Raw genomic sequence first — 16,550 nt, 5'->3', positions numbered from 1 at the left:
TAGCCGCAGGCTACATAGGGTGGCCGCGGTAGCAGACCATCGATGTAGGTACATTGCACTGTGTTTCATGTTGCCTTCAGCCGACCCGCTTGGCTGGGTTGTGATAGAGGTCGGCGAACATATCCGCCATCGCCTCTTCACTGGGTTCGTCCTGCATTTGCACACTGACTGCACGGCTGACCAACTGATGACGGCGCGGCAGATGCAAGTCATCCGGGATCCGCGGCCCGTCGGTCAGGTAGGCGACCGGTAGTTCATGGCTGATGGCAAGGCTCAACACTTCGCCCAGGCTTGCCGTTTCATCCAGCTTAGTCAGGATGCAACCGGCCAGCCCGCAACGCTTGTAGCTGTGGTACGCAGCAGTCAGAACCTGTTTTTGGCTGGTTGTTGCAAGTACCAGGTAATTTTTCGACTTGATCCCACGCCCGGCCAGGCTTTCCAGTTGCATGCGCAACGCCGGATCGCTGGCTTGCAGGCCGGCGGTATCGATCAGCACCACGCGCTTGCGCAGCAGCGGGTCGAGGGCGTTGGCCAGGGATTGGCCCGGGTCGACATGGGTCACCGGCACATTGAGGATGCGGCCCAAAGTCTTGAGCTGCTCCTGGGCACCGATGCGGTAGCTGTCCATGCTCACCAGGGCAATATTGTGGGCGCCGTACTTGAGTACATAACGGGCGGCCAGCTTGGCCAGGGTGGTGGTCTTGCCCATGCCGGCAGGGCCGACCATGGCAATCACGCCACCTTCTTCAAGGGGTTCGATTTCCGGGGTCTGGATCATCCGCGCCAAGTGGGCCAGCAGCATGCGCCAGGCCTGGCGAGGTTCTTCGATACCGGTGGTCAGCTCCAGCAGGTCACGCGACAACGGGCCGGACAAGCCGATGCGTTGCAGGCGACGCCAGAGGTTGGCCTGTTGCGGCTTGCTGCCTTGCAACTGGTTCCAGGCCAGCGAGCCCAACTGCACTTCCAGCAGTTCGCGCAGGCCGTTGAGTTCAAAGCGCATCGAGTCGAACACGCGCTGGTCGACCGCCGCAGCCGGCGCCGGCGCAGCAGGGCGCGGCGGCTCGACGAAGGTCGGCTCCACCAGGGGCTCGGCCGCGGTCAGCGGCAGGCCGGCAAACAGTTGGCGGTTGGTGGTCGCATCGCTGTCGCCACGCATGCTCAGCTCGGCCTGGGCCGAGACAATGCGCGAGGCGGTCTTGCGCAACTCGTCTTCGAGTTCCATGTTTGGCACGCGCGGCGCCAAGGCCTGGGGTTTGTAATCCAGGGCAGCCGTCAGCTCGACACCGCCGGCAATGCGACGGTTACCGATAATCGCTGCGTCGGCGCCCAGTTCATCACGAACCAGCTTCATGGCCTGACGCATATCGGCGGCGAAAAAACGCTTTACTTGCATAACCCACTACCTCAGCCGTTGGGCCCTACTGTCGCGACGATAGTCACTTGCTTGTTGTCAGGAATTTCCTGATAAGCCAATACGTGCAAATTCGGTACTGCCAGGCGTCCAAACCGCGACAACATCGCCCGGACGGGGCCGGCTACCAGCAGAATCACCGGTTGGCCCTGCATTTCCTGACGTTGTGCGGCGTCGATCAACGAACGCTGGAGCTTTTCAGCCATGCTTGGCTCCAGCAAGACGCCCTCTTCCTGGCCTTGTCCGGCCTTCTGGATACTATTGAGCAATATTTGTTCCAACCTTGGTTCCAAGGTGATTACAGGCAGCTCAGAGTCAAGCCCTACAATGCTTTGGACGATGGCACGCGACAAACCGACGCGTACCGCCGCCACCAGCGCGGCAGTATCTTGACTCTTGGCAGCATTGTTGGCGACAGCCTCGGCAATGCTGCGAATATCGCGCACCGGCACCTGTTCGGCCAACAGCGCCTGCAAAACCTTGAGCAGTTGCGACAGCGACAACACCCCCGGCACCAGCTCTTCGGCCAGTTTAGGCGAGGCTTTGGCCAGCAATTGCATGAGTTGCTGGACTTCTTCGTGGCCAATCAGCTCATGGGAGTGTTTGTACAGAATCTGGTTGAGGTGCGTGGCAACCACGGTGCTGGCGTCGACCACGGTGTAACCCAGCGATTGTGCCTGGCTCCGCTGGCTGACTTCGATCCACACCGCGTCCAGGCCAAAAGCCGGATCTTTGGCGGTTATGCCGCTCAGGGTGCCAAATACCTGCCCGGGGTTGATCGCCAACTCGCGGTCGGGGTAGATCTCGGCTTCGGCCAGGGTCACGCCCATCAGCGTCAGGCGATAGGCGCTGGGGGCCAGGTCGAGGTTGTCGCGGATATGCACGGTGGGCATCAAAAAGCCCAGGTCCTGCGACAGCTTCTTGCGCACACCCTTGATCCGCGCCAACAACTGGCCGCCCTGGTTGCGGTCCACCAGGGGGATCAGGCGGTAGCCGACTTCCAGGCCGATCATGTCGATGGGCGTCACGTCATCCCAGCCCAACTCCTTGGTTTCCTGGGCACGGGCCGGCGACGGCAGCAGGTCCTGCTGGCGTTCCACCTCTTTCAAGGCCTGGACCTTGACCGTGTTCTGCTTCTTCCAGAACAGGTACGCGCCGCCAGCGGCCAGGGCGGCCATGCTCAGGAACGAGAAGTGCGGCATGCCCGGCACGATGCCCATGATCGCCATGATGCCGGCCGCCACGGCCAGGGCCTTGGGCGAGGCGAACATCTGGCGGTTGATCTGCTTGCCCATGTCTTCGGAGCCGGACGCACGGGTCACCATGATCGCCGCAGCTGTTGATAACAACAGTGATGGCAATTGCGCCACTAATCCGTCACCGATGGTCAGCAGGGCGTACACCTTGCCCGCATCGCCGAAAGTCATGCCGTGCTGGAAGATCCCCACCGCCATGCCGCCGATCAGGTTGATAAACAGGATCAGCAGGCCGGCGATGGCGTCGCCGCGCACGAACTTGCTCGCACCGTCCATGGAGCCATAGAACTCGGCTTCCTGGGCCACCTCGGAACGGCGGGCCTTGGCCTGGTTCTGGTCGATCAGGCCGGCGTTAAGGTCGGCGTCGATTGCCATTTGCTTGCCGGGCATCGCGTCGAGGGTAAACCGCGCGCTCACCTCGGAGATGCGCCCGGCACCCTTGGTCACTACCACGAAGTTGATGATCATCAGGATCGCAAACACCACGATACCGACCACGTAGTTACCGCCGATCACCACCTCGCCGAAGGCCTGGATCACCTTGCCCGCCGCAGCGTGACCGTCCTGGCCGTGCAGCATCACCACCCGCGTGGAGGCCACGTTAAGGGCCAGGCGCAGCAGCGTGGCAACCAGCAAAATGGTAGGGAAGACCGCGAAATCCAACGGCCGCAGCGCGTAGACGCAGACCAGCAGCACGACGATCGACAGGGCAATGTTGAAGGTGAAGAACACGTCCAGCAGGAACGGCGGCATCGGCAACATCATCATTGCCAGCATCACCAGCAGCAACAGCGGCACACCCAGATTGCCTCGCGAGAGGTCTGTCAGGGTGCCACGGGCTGTGCTGAACATATTAGAGCGATCCACCGGTATTCCTCGTGTCCCTTAAAGCAAAACTTTGACGCCAGGAGGCGACTTGAAGGCGCTATTGCAAGAAGCCTTCCAACTTTTGCTTGAGGACTACCGGTGGTACGCCAGGATGCTGGCTAGAGCGGCTTGACGTCTACCGCTTGCTTGCCTTTTGGACCCTCGATGACATTGAACTCGACCTTTTGGCCCTCTGCCAGTGCTCTGTAACCACTACTGGCAATGCCGGAAAAGTGAACAAACAGGTGCTCTCCACCACCGTCCGGCGTAATAAAGCCAAAGCCCTTTAACTCGTCGAACAACTTTACTGTGCCCGTTGCCATTGCCCTTCTCCCGGATCAGCCCATTCTTCACGGCCTATCAAAGCGCGCTACGCGAGTGCTGGCTACTGTCAAAGTTGACAGGTTGCGCGCAACTTCAGACCGATGGTAAGGGCTTGCAGGGGGCTTATGGATCGTCTGTGGGTTGTGGATTTGTCTGTGGCGAGCGGGCTTGCCCCGCGCTGGGCTGCGTAGCAGCCCCAATAGGGCCGCCGCGTAGTGCCAGGCAAACCGAGGTGGCTGGTTTTTGGGCTGCTTCGCAGCCCAGCGCGGGGCAAGCCCGCTCGCCACAAACAAACCCCTAAAACCCAGGCAAGCCCCCAGTTGCTACTCAGGAATCGCGCTGCAAATCCGGCGGAATCGGCAAATCCTTGAGCGGATCCGGACGCTTGCCCTTACCCGCACGGTATTGGCGGATCTGGTAGACGTAGGCCAGCACCTGCGCCACCGCCAGGTACAGCCCGGCCGGGATTTCATGGTCAAGGTCGGTTGAGTAGAAGATCGAACGCGCCAGCGCCGGTGATTCCAGCAGCAGGATATCGTTGGCCTGGGCGATTTCGCGGATTTTCAAGGCGGTGAAGTCACTGCCCTTGGCCAGCAACAGCGGCGCACCGCCCTTCTCGGCGTCGTATTTGAGCGCCACGGCATAGTGGGTCGGGTTGGTGATGACCACGTCGGCATCGGGCACCGAAGCCATCATCTTGCGCTGGGACATCTCGCGCTGCAGCTGGCGGATGCGCTGCTTCACTTCCGGCTTGCCTTCCTGGTCTTTGTGCTCGTCGCGCACTTCCTGCTTGGTCATCAGCAGTTTCTTGTGGCTTTCCCACAGCTGGATCGGCGCATCCACCGCTGCAATCAGGATCAGCCCGCAGGCCATCCACAATGAGCTCCACCCCACCAACTGCACGCTATGGATGATTGCCAGGTCCAGCGGCTCATGGGCGATACGCAGCAGGTCGTCGATATCTGACTTCAACACCACCAACGCCACGAACAGGATGATAAAGAATTTCGCCAAGGCCTTGAGCAGCTCCACCACGGCCTTGGCGGAGAACATGCGCTTGATCCCGGCACCGGGGTTCATCCGGCTGAATTTTGGCGCCAGGCTGCCGGCCGCAAACAGCCAGCCGCCCAAGGAGATCGGCCCGATGATCGCCGCCAGGAGCAAGGTGATCAGCACCGGTTGCGCGGCAAGGATCGCGATCTTCCCCGAGTGCAGCAGGTAGATGCCCATGGCACGCGGGTCCAGCAGCACTTCCCGGGGCAGGGAGAAGTTGTGCTTCATGATTTCCATCAGGTCCTGGGCCAGGCCGCCGCCGTAGATCAGCAGGCCACCGGCACCGGCGAGCATCACCGCGAGGGTGTTGAGCTCTTTGGAGCGGGCAATCTCGCCCTTTTCCCTGGAGTCCTTTTTACGTTTCTCCGTGGGGTCTTCTGTTTTGTCCTGACCACTCTCGCTCTCGGCCATGGCTCAGCGCGCCCGTGCCAGATCACGTAAGAACTGCAAGGCGTCACTGGCCAGCGGTTGATACTGATTGAGAATGTCGGCCAGGCCGACCCAGAAAATCCCCAGACCCAACACCAGGGTCAGCGGGAAACCAATGGCGAAGATGTTCAACTGCGGCGCAGCGCGGGTCATCACGCCGAACGCAATGTTGACCACCAGCAACGCGGTGATCGCCGGCAGCACCAGCAGCAACGCGGCGCCCAGCACCCAACTGAGGCGACCGACCACTTCCCAGAAGTGATTGACGATCAAGCCCTCGCCCACCGGTAACGTGGTGAAGCTCTCGGTGAGGATCTCGAACGCCACCAGATGGCCGTTCATTGCCAGAAACAGCAAGGTCACCAGCATGGTCAGGAACTGCCCGATCACCGCCACCGATACGCCGTTGGTGGGGTCGACCATGGAGGCGAAGCCCATACCCATCTGGATCGAGACGATTTGCCCGGCAATCACGAAAGCCTGGAAGAACAGGGTCAGGGAGAAGCCCATCAAGGCGCCGATCAGGATCTGTTCGGCGATCAGCAACAGCGCACTGAGGTCCAGGGCGTTGACCGGCGGCATCGCTGGCAGCGTCGGCACGATGACCACCGTAATCGCTACCGTGAAAAACAGGCGTACGCGCTTGGGGACCAGCGTGGTACCGATCACCGGCATGGTCATCAGCAAGGCGCCCACCCGAAACAGCGGCAGGATGAACGCAGCCACCCAGGTGCTGATCTGGGTGTCGGTCAACGCCAGCAAGGACTGCATCAGGTCAGCCGATCAACTGCGGAATACTGCCGTACAACTGCAGGATGTATTCCATGAAGGTCTGCACCAGCCAGGGGCCGGCAACGATCAGCGTCACCAGCATCACCAGCAGGCGCGGAAGGAAGCTCAAGGTTTGTTCGTTGATCTGCGTGGCGGCCTGGAACATCGCCACCAGCAACCCCACCAACAGGCTGGGCACCACCAGCACGGCGACCATCAGGGTGGTCAGCCACAGTGCTTCACGAAACAGGTCGACGGCGACTTCTGGAGTCATGGCGCTATACCCCTCCGAAACTGCCGGCCAGGGTGCCGATAATCAGCGCCCAACCATCCACCAGTACAAACAGCATGATCTTGAACGGCAACGAAATGATCAGCGGCGACAGCATCATCATCCCCATGGCCATCAGCACACTGGCCACCACCAGGTCGATGATCAGGAACGGGATAAAGATCATGAAGCCGATCTGGAACGCGGTCTTGAGCTCGGAGGTGACAAACGCCGGCACCAGGATGGTCAAGGGTGCCTGGTCCGGGCTGGCGATGTCAGTGCGCTTGGACAGGCGCACGAACAGTTCCAGGTCGCTGGACCGGGTCTGCGACAGCATAAAGTCCTTGATCGGGCCCTGGGCCTTTTCCACCGCGTCCTGGGCCGTCATTTTCTCTGCCAGGTAGGGTTGCAGGGCTTGCTGGTTCACCTTGTCGAACACCGGCGCCATGATGAACAGCGTCAGGAACAGCGCCATGCCGGTGAGGATCTGGTTCGAGGGGGTCTGCTGCAGGCCCAGGGCCTGGCGCAGGATCGAGAACACGATAATGATCCGGGTAAAGCTGGTCATCAGCATGACGAACGCCGGGATAAAACTCAGCGCGGTCATGATCAGCAGGATCTGCAGGCTGACCGAATACTCCTGGGCGCCGGCCGCATTGGTGCCCAGGGTGATCGCAGGGATCGACAACGGGTCCGCGCCGAACGCCAGCGGCGCTGCCAGCAACAGCATGAGCGTCAGTAGAACGCGCATTACTTCTTATCCTTCTGGTCCTTGCCCATCAGCTCCATCAGGCGCTGGGCGAACTCCGGTGTGGCGGCCTCGGTCTGGGCCACGCTCACCGGATGCTTGAGCACATGCAACGGGGTAATACGGCCTGGGGTGAGGCCGAGCAGGATCTGCTCTTCGCCCACCTGCACCAGCACCAGGCGGTCACGCGGCCCCAAGGCCCGCGAGCCCACCAGTTCAATGACCTGGGCGTTGCCCGGGCCGATGCGTTGCACCCGGCGCAACAGCCAGGCGAGGACGAAGATCAGCCCCACCACCAGCAACAGGCCCAGCACCAACTGGGTCAGTTGCCCCGTCACGCTGGCGCCGGCGGCGGGCACGGCGACCTGGGCCACCGGTTCAGCCGCCATCACGCCCAGGGGCAATGCCCACACGAGTCCCAGCCAGCGGCGCGCCATCTCAGCGCAGCTTCTTGATACGTTCGCTGGGGCTGATCACGTCAGTCAGGCGGATGCCGAACTTCTCGTTGACCACTACGACTTCGCCATGGGCAATCAATGTGCCGTTGACCAGCACATCCAGCGGCTCGCCGGCCAGGCGGTCGAGCTCGATCACCGACCCCTGGTTGAGCTGCAGCAGGTTGCGGATATTGATCTCGGTACTGCCCACTTCCATGGAGATCGACACCGGGATATCGAGGATCACGTCCAGGTTCGGACCATCCAGCGATACCGGCTCATGGTTCTTCGGCACGCTGCCGAACTCTTCCATAGGCAAGCGGTTGCCCACGGGTGCAGTGGCGGCGTCGGCTGCCAGCAAGGCGTCGATATCGTCCTGGCCTGCATCGCCGGTTTCTTCCAGGGCTGCCGCCCATTCGTCAGCCAGGGCCTGGTCTTCGGCGGAAGTGTTTTCGTGTTCGGTAGCCATTACATGTCCTCGGCGCAGCAAAAATCATGAATTAGGGATGCATCATCGGGTTGAGTCAGCGACGGTTGATCGGCTCGACCACCTGCAACGCCAGGTTGCCCTTGTGGGAACCGAGCTTGACCTTGAACGACGGCACGCCGTTGGCGCGCATGATCAATTCGTCTGGCAGTTCGACGGGAATCACATCCCCCGGCTGCATATGCAAAATGTCCCGCAGGCGCAATTGGCGACGCGCCACGGTGGCGCTCAGCGGCACGTCGACATCCAGCAGGTCTTCGCGCAGGGCCTTGACCCAGCGTTCGTCCTGGTCGTCGAGGTCGGACTGGAAGCCCGCATCGAGCATCTCGCGCACCGGCTCGATCATCGAGTACGGCATGGTCACGTGCAGGTCGCCGCCACCGCCATCGAGTTCGATGTGGAAGGTGGAGACCACAATGGCTTCGCTGGGCCCGACGATGTTGGCCATGGCCGGGTTCACTTCCGAGTTGATGTACTCGAAATTGACTTCCATGATCGCCTGCCAGGCTTCCTTCAAATCGATAAAGGCCTGCTCCAGCACCATGCGCACCACGCGCAGCTCGGTAGGCGTGAATTCACGGCCTTCGATCTTGGCGTGACGGCCGTCGCCGCCAAAGAAGTTGTCCACCAGCTTGAACACCAGTTTGGCGTCGAGGATGAACAGCGCGGTACCACGCAGGGGCTTGATCTTGACCAGGTTGAGGCTGGTGGGCACGTACAGCGAATGCACGTACTCGCCAAACTTCATTACCTGCACGCCGCCCACTGCCACGTCCGCCGAGCGGCGCAGCATGTTGAACATGCTGATACGGGTGTAGCGGGCAAAACGTTCGTTGATCATCTCCAGGGTCGGCATGCGTCCACGGACGATGCGATCCTGGCTGGTCAGGTCATAACTTTTGACGCTGCCGGGCTCGGCAGCCATTTCGGTCTGTACCAGACCATCGTCGACGCCATGCAACAGGGCGTCGATTTCATCCTGGGACAGCAGGTCTTGCACGGCCATGTCGTGATCCTACTGCAATACGAAATTAGTGAAGAGCGCCTGCTCGACCACGACTTTGCCCAGTTCTTTCTGGGCCACTTCCTGCACGCTGGCAGTGACTTTCTGGCGCAGCATTTCCTGGCCCACCGGGGTGGCCAGGCTGTCGAAACTCTGCCCGGAGAACAGCATCACCAGGTTGTTGCGGATCACCGGCATATGCACCTTGAGGGCATCGAGGTCCGCCTGGTTGCGCGCCAGCAGGGAAATACTCACCTGCAGGTAGCGTTGCCGACCGTTCTGGTTGTAGTTGGCGACAAAGGCCGGGAGCATCTGCTCGAAGATTGCCGGTTGCTTGACGTTGCTGGCGGTCTCGGCCGCAGGTACCGGCTTGCTCTGGGCACTGTGCATAAAGTACCAGGTAGCCCCCACCGACACGCCGATGGCCAATAACAAGGCCAGGACAATCAACAGGATCATCTTGAGCTTGCCCTTGCCTGCTGCAGGAGCTGTTGCTGCGTCGTCACTCTTCGCCATGCCAATAATCCGTCACTATTCGGGGTTTCATAGATCCACGGGAAGGCAAGAGCAAGTGTTATGCCAGAGTTGTCTGGAGTGAGAGGGGGAATGCGTCAATGTGGGAGCGGCCATCGGTATCTACACAACCTCCAGGAACCGACAAACTCCCCCGTGGCGAGCGGGCTTGCCCCGCGCTGGGCTGCGAAGCAGCCCCAATAAGCCGAATGCGGTGTATCAGGTAAACCGTAGTGGCTGGTTTTGGGGCTGCTTCGCAGCCCAGCGCGGGGCAAGCCCGCTCGCCACAGGGGGCCTGTCTGCTTGGGACTATGTGTAGATACCGCTATTGCAGGCAAGCCAGGTCAGGTTTTAGGCGTAGTAGTCCACAGCACTGGAGCCGATAACGGACTGGGCTATCGGCGCCGCCACTTCGGTGACTTCGCCGGCAAGGCCAGTGTCATGCCCATCGTTGTGCCCACCACTGCCACTGACACCACGGGCCTGGTTCTGCTGTTGGTCCTGGCCCTGGCCCTGCCAGCCACGGGACTGGTCGGACACGTTCACATCGACCTGGCCCATGCCCTGCTGGGCGAACATCTCCCGCAGGCGCCCGGACTGGCTTTCCAGGGCCTCGCGCACGGCGGCATGGCCGCTCATGAAATTCACCTGGGCCTGCTGGTCGGCGGTGATGTTCACGCGGATATCCAGGCGCCCCAGTTCGGCCGGCTGCAATTGGATATCGGCAGATTTGAGGTTGGCGCTGGACAGGTACATGACCCGGTTCACCACTTCCTCGGTCCAGCCACCCTGGTGCATGGCCAGCGGCTGGTTGTTCAGCGGCAAGGCGTTGGCAGTCTTGGGCGTGGCGGCCTGGGTCAAGGCGGCCAGGCGATTGGCGAAGTCATCGACGCGGGTGTCGCTGCTCGCGCCTTTCAAATCCTTGAGGCCATCTTCGATCAGGCCACTGAAAGCCTTTTCGCCCCCCTGGTCGGTGCTGTCCTTGGCCGCCTGCTGGTCGACCATGGCCGCCAGGCCGTTGGTGAAGTTCTGCGCGGCGGTGGGTTCAGCCTGGGCCGGCAAGTTCTTTTGCGCCGCCTGGCTGCTGGCTGAGACATGGCCGCCCTGCTCCATCGCCAGGCGCACCGCCGGCAACGAGTCCAATGGATCGGCTTCGGGGTCGAAGGCCGGCGCGACCTCCTCCGTGACCGGCGGCGTGGTCACCAGCAGCGGCGTGCTGACGTCATCTGCCGCGCCAGCCTGGGCCGCCACTGGGGCGGGGGCCACCGCCGCGATCACGGCTGGATCAAGCACCGGGTCGACTGCCGGTGGCTGGGCTTGCGCCAGATCCTTGTCGGCACTTTTATCGTCATCGCTGCTGGCTGCCGTGTCTGCCTTGGCGGGCGGCTTGGCAGGCAAAGTCTTGCCGCTATCGGCAACTGCTGGAGTGCCAGCGGCAGGCTTGTCGTTGCCGACATCCTTCTTCGCGCTGGCCTCGGCCGGCTTGTCGCGGCTGGGCTTGGGCGCCATTTCCACAGCCTTGGAAGGTGCCGCCTTGGACTCCTTGGCGAACACCTGTGCAAAGCCTGGCGCTTTGGCCCGCGCGTCCGCGGCCGTTGCCTGCGCATTGGCGGGGGAAGCCTGCGGCTTGACCGCGGGGGCGGCCTGCAGGAGCGAGTTGGGGGCTAGAGGCATAGTTCAGGTCTCCGCTGCGCAGGGTCGAGGGCGCAGGCAGAAGATAGAGAGCAAAAGTCGGGCCAGCTTTGCAAACCGGCCCGGGCAACCCTAGAAGCGCTGGCGCTCCGATTCATACAGCGGCTTGACCAAGGCAAACTCGTGGTCGATCTGGTCGACCAGTTTGCCCAGGTCGGTCACCTGCGCCTTGGCTGATTCTGCCTCCAGGCGCTGGCACAGCCGCGCCAGGCGCACCGCACCGAGGTTGCCGCTGCTGCCCTTGAAGCTGTGGGCAATCTGCCCCAGCGCCTTGGCGTCATCGCGCGCCTTGCGCAGTGCTTCGACGCGCTTTTGCGAGTCATCGAGGAAGGTGTCGAGCAAAAGGGGGTATTCACCCTCCATCACTTCCCGCAAACCCACCAACACTTCAGGGTCCATATGTATCTGCGTCACTTGCTCGCTCCTTGATCAAGAATCGGCGGATTATGCCAGAGCCACCCAGCAAAACTCCACGCACACGCTGCGCCCGCCATCGGTCCAGCGTACATCGCTGCTCAGTTGCCGGACCAGGTTCAGCCCGCGCCCAGACAGACGGTCGATATCCAGCGGCCGCGCCAGCATGGCTTCCACGTCAAAGCCCGGACCACTGTCTTCGATACGCAAGCTCAGGCGCCCACCCACTTCGGTCGGCAGCACATCCACATGTATGCGTACATAACCACTGTTCAACTGGTCGAGCCGCTCGCTGCGCAGGCGATAGTAGCGGGCAAAGCCCTGCACATCGCGCTTGAGCTGGGAGTCCAGGCCCAGCACGCCATGCTCCAGCGCATTGGAATACAACTCGGCCATTACGCTGTACAGCGCGCCACTCTGGCCGCGCAGGCCGTGGATTTCCAGGAGCAGTTGCAGCAAGTACGGCAACGGGTTGTAACGTTTTAGGGTTTCGGCGCGAAATTCAAAACTCACTGACCAGTCCAGCGGGCACGACTGCCCACTGTCGGTGTATTGCATGGTCGAAGAATGCAAAACCTGGCCGGGCAACAGGCTGATTTCCACCAGGCTCACATCATCGCGTACCTGGCCACGAAACCCGGCAAGGGCTTGTTCGATTTCCTCAAACAGGCACTCAGGCTCGCGGTTGGCGGCGAACACCTCAAGCAAACGCTCCACCCCAAACAATTGTTCGCTGGCATCCGCCGTATCAATCACCCCATCGGACAGCAGGAACACCCGATCCCCCAGGGCCATCGGCCAGACTTCAGTGCCATCGTCAAAGACCTCGGGCGCCAACACGCCCAGCGGCAAATGCCGGGACACCAACGGCGTGCGCCTGCCGGTGGCCACTTCATGCACATAGCCATCGGGCATCCCGCCGTTCCATACCTCCACCACCCGCCGCTGCACGCTGAGGCACAACAGCGTGGCACAGCAGAACATGTCCACCGGCAGGATGCGCTTGAGCTTGGCGTTCATCTCCCGCAGGGTCTGCGCCAGGCCATAGCCCTTGGCGGTCATGCCGTAGAACACCTCGGCCAGGGGCATCGCGCCGACGGCCGCCGGCAGCCCATGGCCGGTGAAATCACCCAGCAGCACGTGCATGTCCCCCGATGGCGTGTAGGCCGCCAGCAGCAGGTCGCCGTTGAACAGCGCATAGGGTGATTGCAGGTAGCGAATGTTCGGGGCCGCGTTGATGCAGCCGGAGTGGGCGACCTTGTCGAACACCGCCTTGGCCACCCGTTGCTCGTGCAGCAGGTAGTCATGGTGGCGGGCGATCAGGTCGCGCTGCTCGAGGACCGTGGCCTGCAACCGGCGCAGGCGGTCCATGGCGTTGATCTTCGCCGCCAGGATGACCTGGTTGTAGGGCTTGGCCAGAAAGTCGTCGCCGCCGGCATCCAGGCAGCGCGCCAGGGCTTCACTCTCACGCAGGGAGGTAAGGAAGATGATGGGCACCAGCGCCTCGCCAGCCAGCTGCTTGATCTGCCGGGCCGCCTCGAAGCCGTCCATCACCGGCATCAGGGCATCCATCAACACCAACTGCGGGCGGTCGCGGGCAAACACCTGCACCGCTTCGGCGCCATTGCTGGCGGTCAGCACGTGATGGCCCTGGCGGCGCACGATGGTCGAGAGCAATAGCAGATCAGTGGCGCTGTCTTCGGCGATCAGCACGGTCAGGGTTTCAGGCACTTGAGTGCTCAAGTGATATCGAACAGCTTTTCGAAGTTGGAGATGGCGAGGATCTTGCGCACGTCGGAGTTGCTGTTGATCACACGCACATCCGCGTTATCGCCCCCGGCATGATCACGCAACAGCAGCAACATGCCCAAGGCCGAGCTGTCGAGATAGGTGGCCTCTTTCAAGTCCACCACGTAGACATCGGGAACCTTGTAGAACCGCTCATAGGAATCACGAAAGGGCTGGTGACTACCGAAATCGAATCGGCCCTTGATTGCGATCGTCAACTGCTTCCCATCCAGGGACACTTCTGACTCGACTGACATACGACTGCTTCCTTGTCGTGGGTATGTGCAACAAGGTGTAGCAGGTGATCACAGAGTGGGCAACAAGCAGCAGCAAATGTGGTGTTTGTTGTGGGCAAGGTGCTGTCGTGGCGAGGGGGCTTGTCCCCCGCTGGGCTGCGTAGCGGCCCCAATAAGACCGCTGAGTTTTTCAGATAGACCGGGCCGGCAGGTCTTGGGGCTGCTGCGCAGCCCAGCGGGGGACAAGCCCCCTCGCCACAACAAGCGTGCGGCTAGTACTGATCCTGGCGGGGCAAGCGCTGGGACAGTTCATCTAACAGCTTCTGCTCGCGCTTGTCTTCCAGGGCGCGGGCTTCGTCGATGTAGCGCTGCACCAGCTTGCGCAGGCCTTCAACCCGGGCGTAGGCCTGTTGCCAGCCTTCGCGGGCCTTGTCGAGGTTGTTCTGGTGCCAGGCCAGGCTCTGGCGCTGCTGGCCGACGGCGCTTTCCAGTTGGTTGAGAAAGCGCTGGTAATTCATCAGCCACTGCCCGGAAACGCCCTTGCTGCCGCGATCGATCCACTGCTGCTGGTACTCGCCCCGAAAGCGTTCCAGGTCGCCCAGTTTGCTCTCGGCCAGGCGCACCTGGCCCTGGAAATGCCCCAGGCGCTGGGCGGCGGTGCGTTCGGCGCTTTCAGCCATCTCCACCACCGGCGCAAGACGCGCGGCGCGACTGCTGGCCATGCGGGGTTAGCCGCCAGGCGCAGGTGCGAACACCGACGCCAGGTGCGCTTCGCTTTCGGCCATGCTGATGTTGTCGTTCAGGCCCTGGCGCAGGTAGGTCACCAGTTGCGGTTGCAGGGCAATCGCCAGGTCGGTCTCGCGGTCACCACCGGCCACATAGGCGCCGACGCTGATCAAGTCGCGGCTCTGCTGGTAGCGCGACCACAACTGTTTGAACTGCTGGGCGCGGGTCATATGCTCGGCGCTGACCACCGAGGGCATGACCCGGCTGATGGACGCTTCGATATCGATGGCCGGGTAGTGCCCTTCCTCGGCCAGGCGCCGGGACAGCACGATGTGCCCATCGAGCACGCCCCGCGCCGAGTCGGCAATCGGGTCCTGCTGGTCATCGCCTTCGGACAATACGGTGTAGAACGCGGTGATCGAGCCACCACCGGCCTCGGCATTACCGGCACGTTCCACCAGCTTGGGCAGCTTGGCGAAGACCGACGGCGGATAGCCTTTGGTGGCAGGCGGCTCGCCAATGGCCAGGGCGATTTCCCGCTGGGCCTGGGCGAAACGCGTGAGGGAGTCCATCAGCAACAGGACATTCTTGCCCTTGTCGCGAAAATATTCGGCAATCCGCGTGCAGTACATGGCCGCGCGCAGACGCATCAGCGGCGCATCGTCCGCCGGCGACGCCACCACCACGGACCGCTTGAGGCCTTCTTCACCGAGGATGTGCTCGATGAATTCCTTGACCTCACGGCCCCGCTCACCGATCAGGCCGACCACGATGATGTCGGCCTCGGTAAAGCGCGTCATCATGCCCAGCAGCACACTCTTGCCCACGCCGGTACCGGCAAACAGGCCCAGGCGCTGGCCGCGACCGACCGTCAATAAACCGTTGATGCAACGAATACCCACGTCCAGCGGCTGGCTGATGGGGTTGCGCTTGAGCGGGTTGATGGTCGGGCCGTCCATCGGCACCCAGTCTTCGGCCTTCATCCCGCCCTTGCCGTCCAGCGCACGACCGGCGCCGTCGAGTACGCGGCCGAGCATGCTCATGCCCATCGGCAGGCGCCCGGTATCCGCCAACGGCACCACGCGTGCGCCTGGCGCAATACCGGCGAGGCTGCCAACCGGCATCAGGAAAATCTTGCTGCCGGAAAAGCCCATGACTTCCGCCTCCACCTGCACCGGGTGGTAGCTGTCATCGTTGATTACCAGGCAGCGGCTGCCCATGGCCGCGCGCAGGCCTTCGGCTTCGAGGGTCAGGCCGACCATGCGCAGCAGGCGGCCTTCCAGGATCGGCTGGCCGGGCAACTCGGTGGCTTCGATATAACCACCCAGGCGCTTGGCGAAGCTGGTGCGATCAAGGCGCATCAGGTGCGTCCAGGTCCGTGCTCAGGTCCGGTGCCGCCGGGTGCAGCGCCTGTTCGTGCAACTGGTCGAACAGCTTGGCCATGATCTGCGTGATACGCGTCTCGACCGTGGCGTCGATCCGGCTGTGCTCGGTCTCGACCCGGCAACCACCGGGCTGCAACGCGGCATCCTCGACAATGCGCCAGGTTTCCTCATGGCGCTCGCGCAGGGCTTTGACCTGCTCGAAATCCTGCGGGTTGATGTACAGCCGCACATTGCCGACGCCCAGGGGCAACAGCTTGAGGGCTTCGCGCATCACGCTTTCAATCTGGCTGGAGTCCAGCGCCAGTTCACGCTGGATAACCTGGCGGGTGATGTGCTCCACCAGGCCGACCATGGCTTTTTCCAGCTGCGAGTCCTGCTCGGCAATCGGCGTGAACAGGTTGCCCATCAGCCGTTCGAGGCTGGCCAGTTTCACAGCGAGGGCCGCGTCAGCTTCCTGGCGAACCTTGAGGGTGGTGCTGTGGAACCCCTCTTTCTCACCCGTGGCGAAGCCTTCGTTGTAAGCCTCCTGGCGGATGCTTTCGAGCTCTTCGAGGGTCAGTGGCTGGACTTCGTCCAGGGGCACTTCTTCCATTTCCACCGGGGTCTCTTCGACCGGCTCGGGCTCGGGTTCGGGCTTATGCGGGTCGAAGCTGGGCAGCGACCAGACGTCGAACCCGCCGACGTCCCGGGCGCGAATCAAGTCGCTGGGCGTCTCATCATTGTTCGACATGCGCTGCGC

18 protein-coding genes are annotated in these 16,550 nt (G+C 62.2%); all 18 read right to left on the bottom strand.

Annotated features, from left to right (window positions below):
- Nucleotides 1-76: 76 nt before the first annotated feature.
- A complete protein-coding gene (gene flhF / locus FIV38_RS13265) occupies nucleotides 77-1,393 on the bottom strand; it encodes a flagellar biosynthesis GTPase FlhF (protein WP_029292553.1) in 1,317 nt (438 codons plus the stop codon).
- Nucleotides 1,394-1,404: 11 nt separating this feature from the next.
- Complete coding sequence (gene flhA, locus FIV38_RS13260; RefSeq protein ID WP_169852090.1) at nucleotides 1,405-3,519, bottom strand: flagellar biosynthesis protein FlhA; 2,115 nt, start codon at nucleotides 3,517-3,519, stop codon at nucleotides 1,405-1,407.
- A 134-nt stretch (nucleotides 3,520-3,653) separates the two neighbouring features.
- Entirely contained in the window at nucleotides 3,654-3,857 is a 204-nt protein-coding gene (locus FIV38_RS13255) for a cold-shock protein (RefSeq protein WP_092234569.1), read from the bottom strand.
- Nucleotides 3,858-4,185: 328 nt separating this feature from the next.
- A complete protein-coding gene (gene flhB, locus FIV38_RS13245; RefSeq protein ID WP_029292547.1) occupies nucleotides 4,186-5,322 on the bottom strand; it encodes a flagellar biosynthesis protein FlhB in 1,137 nt (378 codons plus the stop codon).
- Between the two features lie 3 nt (nucleotides 5,323-5,325).
- Nucleotides 5,326-6,111, bottom strand: coding sequence for a flagellar biosynthetic protein FliR (fliR, locus tag FIV38_RS13240; protein WP_029292545.1), 786 nt, complete (start codon nucleotides 6,109-6,111; stop codon nucleotides 5,326-5,328).
- A 4-nt stretch (nucleotides 6,112-6,115) separates the two neighbouring features.
- On the bottom strand, nucleotides 6,116-6,385 hold the full coding sequence (fliQ, locus tag FIV38_RS13235) for a flagellar biosynthesis protein FliQ (RefSeq protein WP_003192936.1): 270 nt from the start codon (nucleotides 6,383-6,385) through the stop codon (nucleotides 6,116-6,118).
- 4 nt (nucleotides 6,386-6,389) lie between these two features.
- Nucleotides 6,390-7,133: a flagellar type III secretion system pore protein FliP gene (gene fliP, locus FIV38_RS13230; RefSeq protein WP_029292538.1), complete on the bottom strand. Its 744-nt coding sequence runs from the start codon at nucleotides 7,131-7,133 to the stop codon at nucleotides 6,390-6,392.
- Nucleotides 7,133-7,567, bottom strand: coding sequence for a flagellar biosynthetic protein FliO (gene fliO / locus FIV38_RS13225; protein WP_029292536.1), 435 nt, complete (start codon nucleotides 7,565-7,567; stop codon nucleotides 7,133-7,135). Before fliO ends, fliP begins: the two co-directional genes overlap by 1 nt.
- A gap of 1 nt (nucleotide 7,568) precedes the next feature.
- Nucleotides 7,569-8,036 carry a flagellar motor switch protein FliN gene (fliN, locus tag FIV38_RS13220; protein WP_029292534.1) on the bottom strand — a complete coding sequence of 156 codons (468 nt, stop codon included), beginning with the start codon at nucleotides 8,034-8,036 and terminating at the stop codon, nucleotides 7,569-7,571.
- Between the two features lie 55 nt (nucleotides 8,037-8,091).
- A complete protein-coding gene (gene fliM / locus FIV38_RS13215; RefSeq protein ID WP_029292532.1) occupies nucleotides 8,092-9,060 on the bottom strand; it encodes a flagellar motor switch protein FliM in 969 nt (322 codons plus the stop codon).
- Between the two features lie 9 nt (nucleotides 9,061-9,069).
- Complete coding sequence (gene fliL, locus FIV38_RS13210; protein WP_029292530.1) at nucleotides 9,070-9,573, bottom strand: flagellar basal body-associated protein FliL; 504 nt, start codon at nucleotides 9,571-9,573, stop codon at nucleotides 9,070-9,072.
- A 348-nt stretch (nucleotides 9,574-9,921) separates the two neighbouring features.
- Nucleotides 9,922-11,244: a flagellar hook-length control protein FliK gene (locus FIV38_RS13205; protein ID WP_092234566.1), complete on the bottom strand. Its 1,323-nt coding sequence runs from the start codon at nucleotides 11,242-11,244 to the stop codon at nucleotides 9,922-9,924.
- A gap of 90 nt (nucleotides 11,245-11,334) precedes the next feature.
- Entirely contained in the window at nucleotides 11,335-11,676 is a 342-nt protein-coding gene (locus tag FIV38_RS13200) for an Hpt domain-containing protein (protein ID WP_092234563.1), read from the bottom strand.
- 30 nt (nucleotides 11,677-11,706) lie between these two features.
- Nucleotides 11,707-13,407, bottom strand: a complete 1,701-nt coding sequence (locus FIV38_RS13195) for an ATP-binding SpoIIE family protein phosphatase (protein ID WP_092234560.1) — start codon at nucleotides 13,405-13,407, stop codon at nucleotides 11,707-11,709.
- Nucleotides 13,408-13,415: 8 nt separating this feature from the next.
- The gene (locus tag FIV38_RS13190; protein ID WP_092234555.1) at nucleotides 13,416-13,721 is read right to left on the bottom strand and encodes an STAS domain-containing protein; all 306 of its coding nucleotides are present in this window, start codon (nucleotides 13,719-13,721) and stop codon (nucleotides 13,416-13,418) included.
- Nucleotides 13,722-13,972: 251 nt separating this feature from the next.
- Entirely contained in the window at nucleotides 13,973-14,422 is a 450-nt protein-coding gene (gene fliJ / locus FIV38_RS13185; RefSeq protein ID WP_092234552.1) for a flagellar export protein FliJ, read from the bottom strand.
- A gap of 6 nt (nucleotides 14,423-14,428) precedes the next feature.
- Nucleotides 14,429-15,787 carry a flagellar protein export ATPase FliI gene (gene fliI / locus FIV38_RS13180; RefSeq protein WP_029292518.1) on the bottom strand — a complete coding sequence of 453 codons (1,359 nt, stop codon included), beginning with the start codon at nucleotides 15,785-15,787 and terminating at the stop codon, nucleotides 14,429-14,431.
- On the bottom strand, nucleotides 15,777-16,541 hold the full coding sequence (gene fliH, locus FIV38_RS13175) for a flagellar assembly protein FliH (RefSeq protein ID WP_092234549.1): 765 nt from the start codon (nucleotides 16,539-16,541) through the stop codon (nucleotides 15,777-15,779). Before fliH ends, fliI begins: the two co-directional genes overlap by 11 nt.
- Nucleotides 16,542-16,550: the final 9 nt, after the last annotated feature.

This window comes from Pseudomonas proteolytica (assembly GCF_007858275.1).
Lineage (GTDB): Bacteria > Pseudomonadota > Gammaproteobacteria > Pseudomonadales > Pseudomonadaceae > Aquipseudomonas > Aquipseudomonas proteolytica.
The sequence above is the reverse complement of the archived record's forward strand: the minus strand, read 5'-3'. Positions and strand labels throughout refer to the sequence as shown.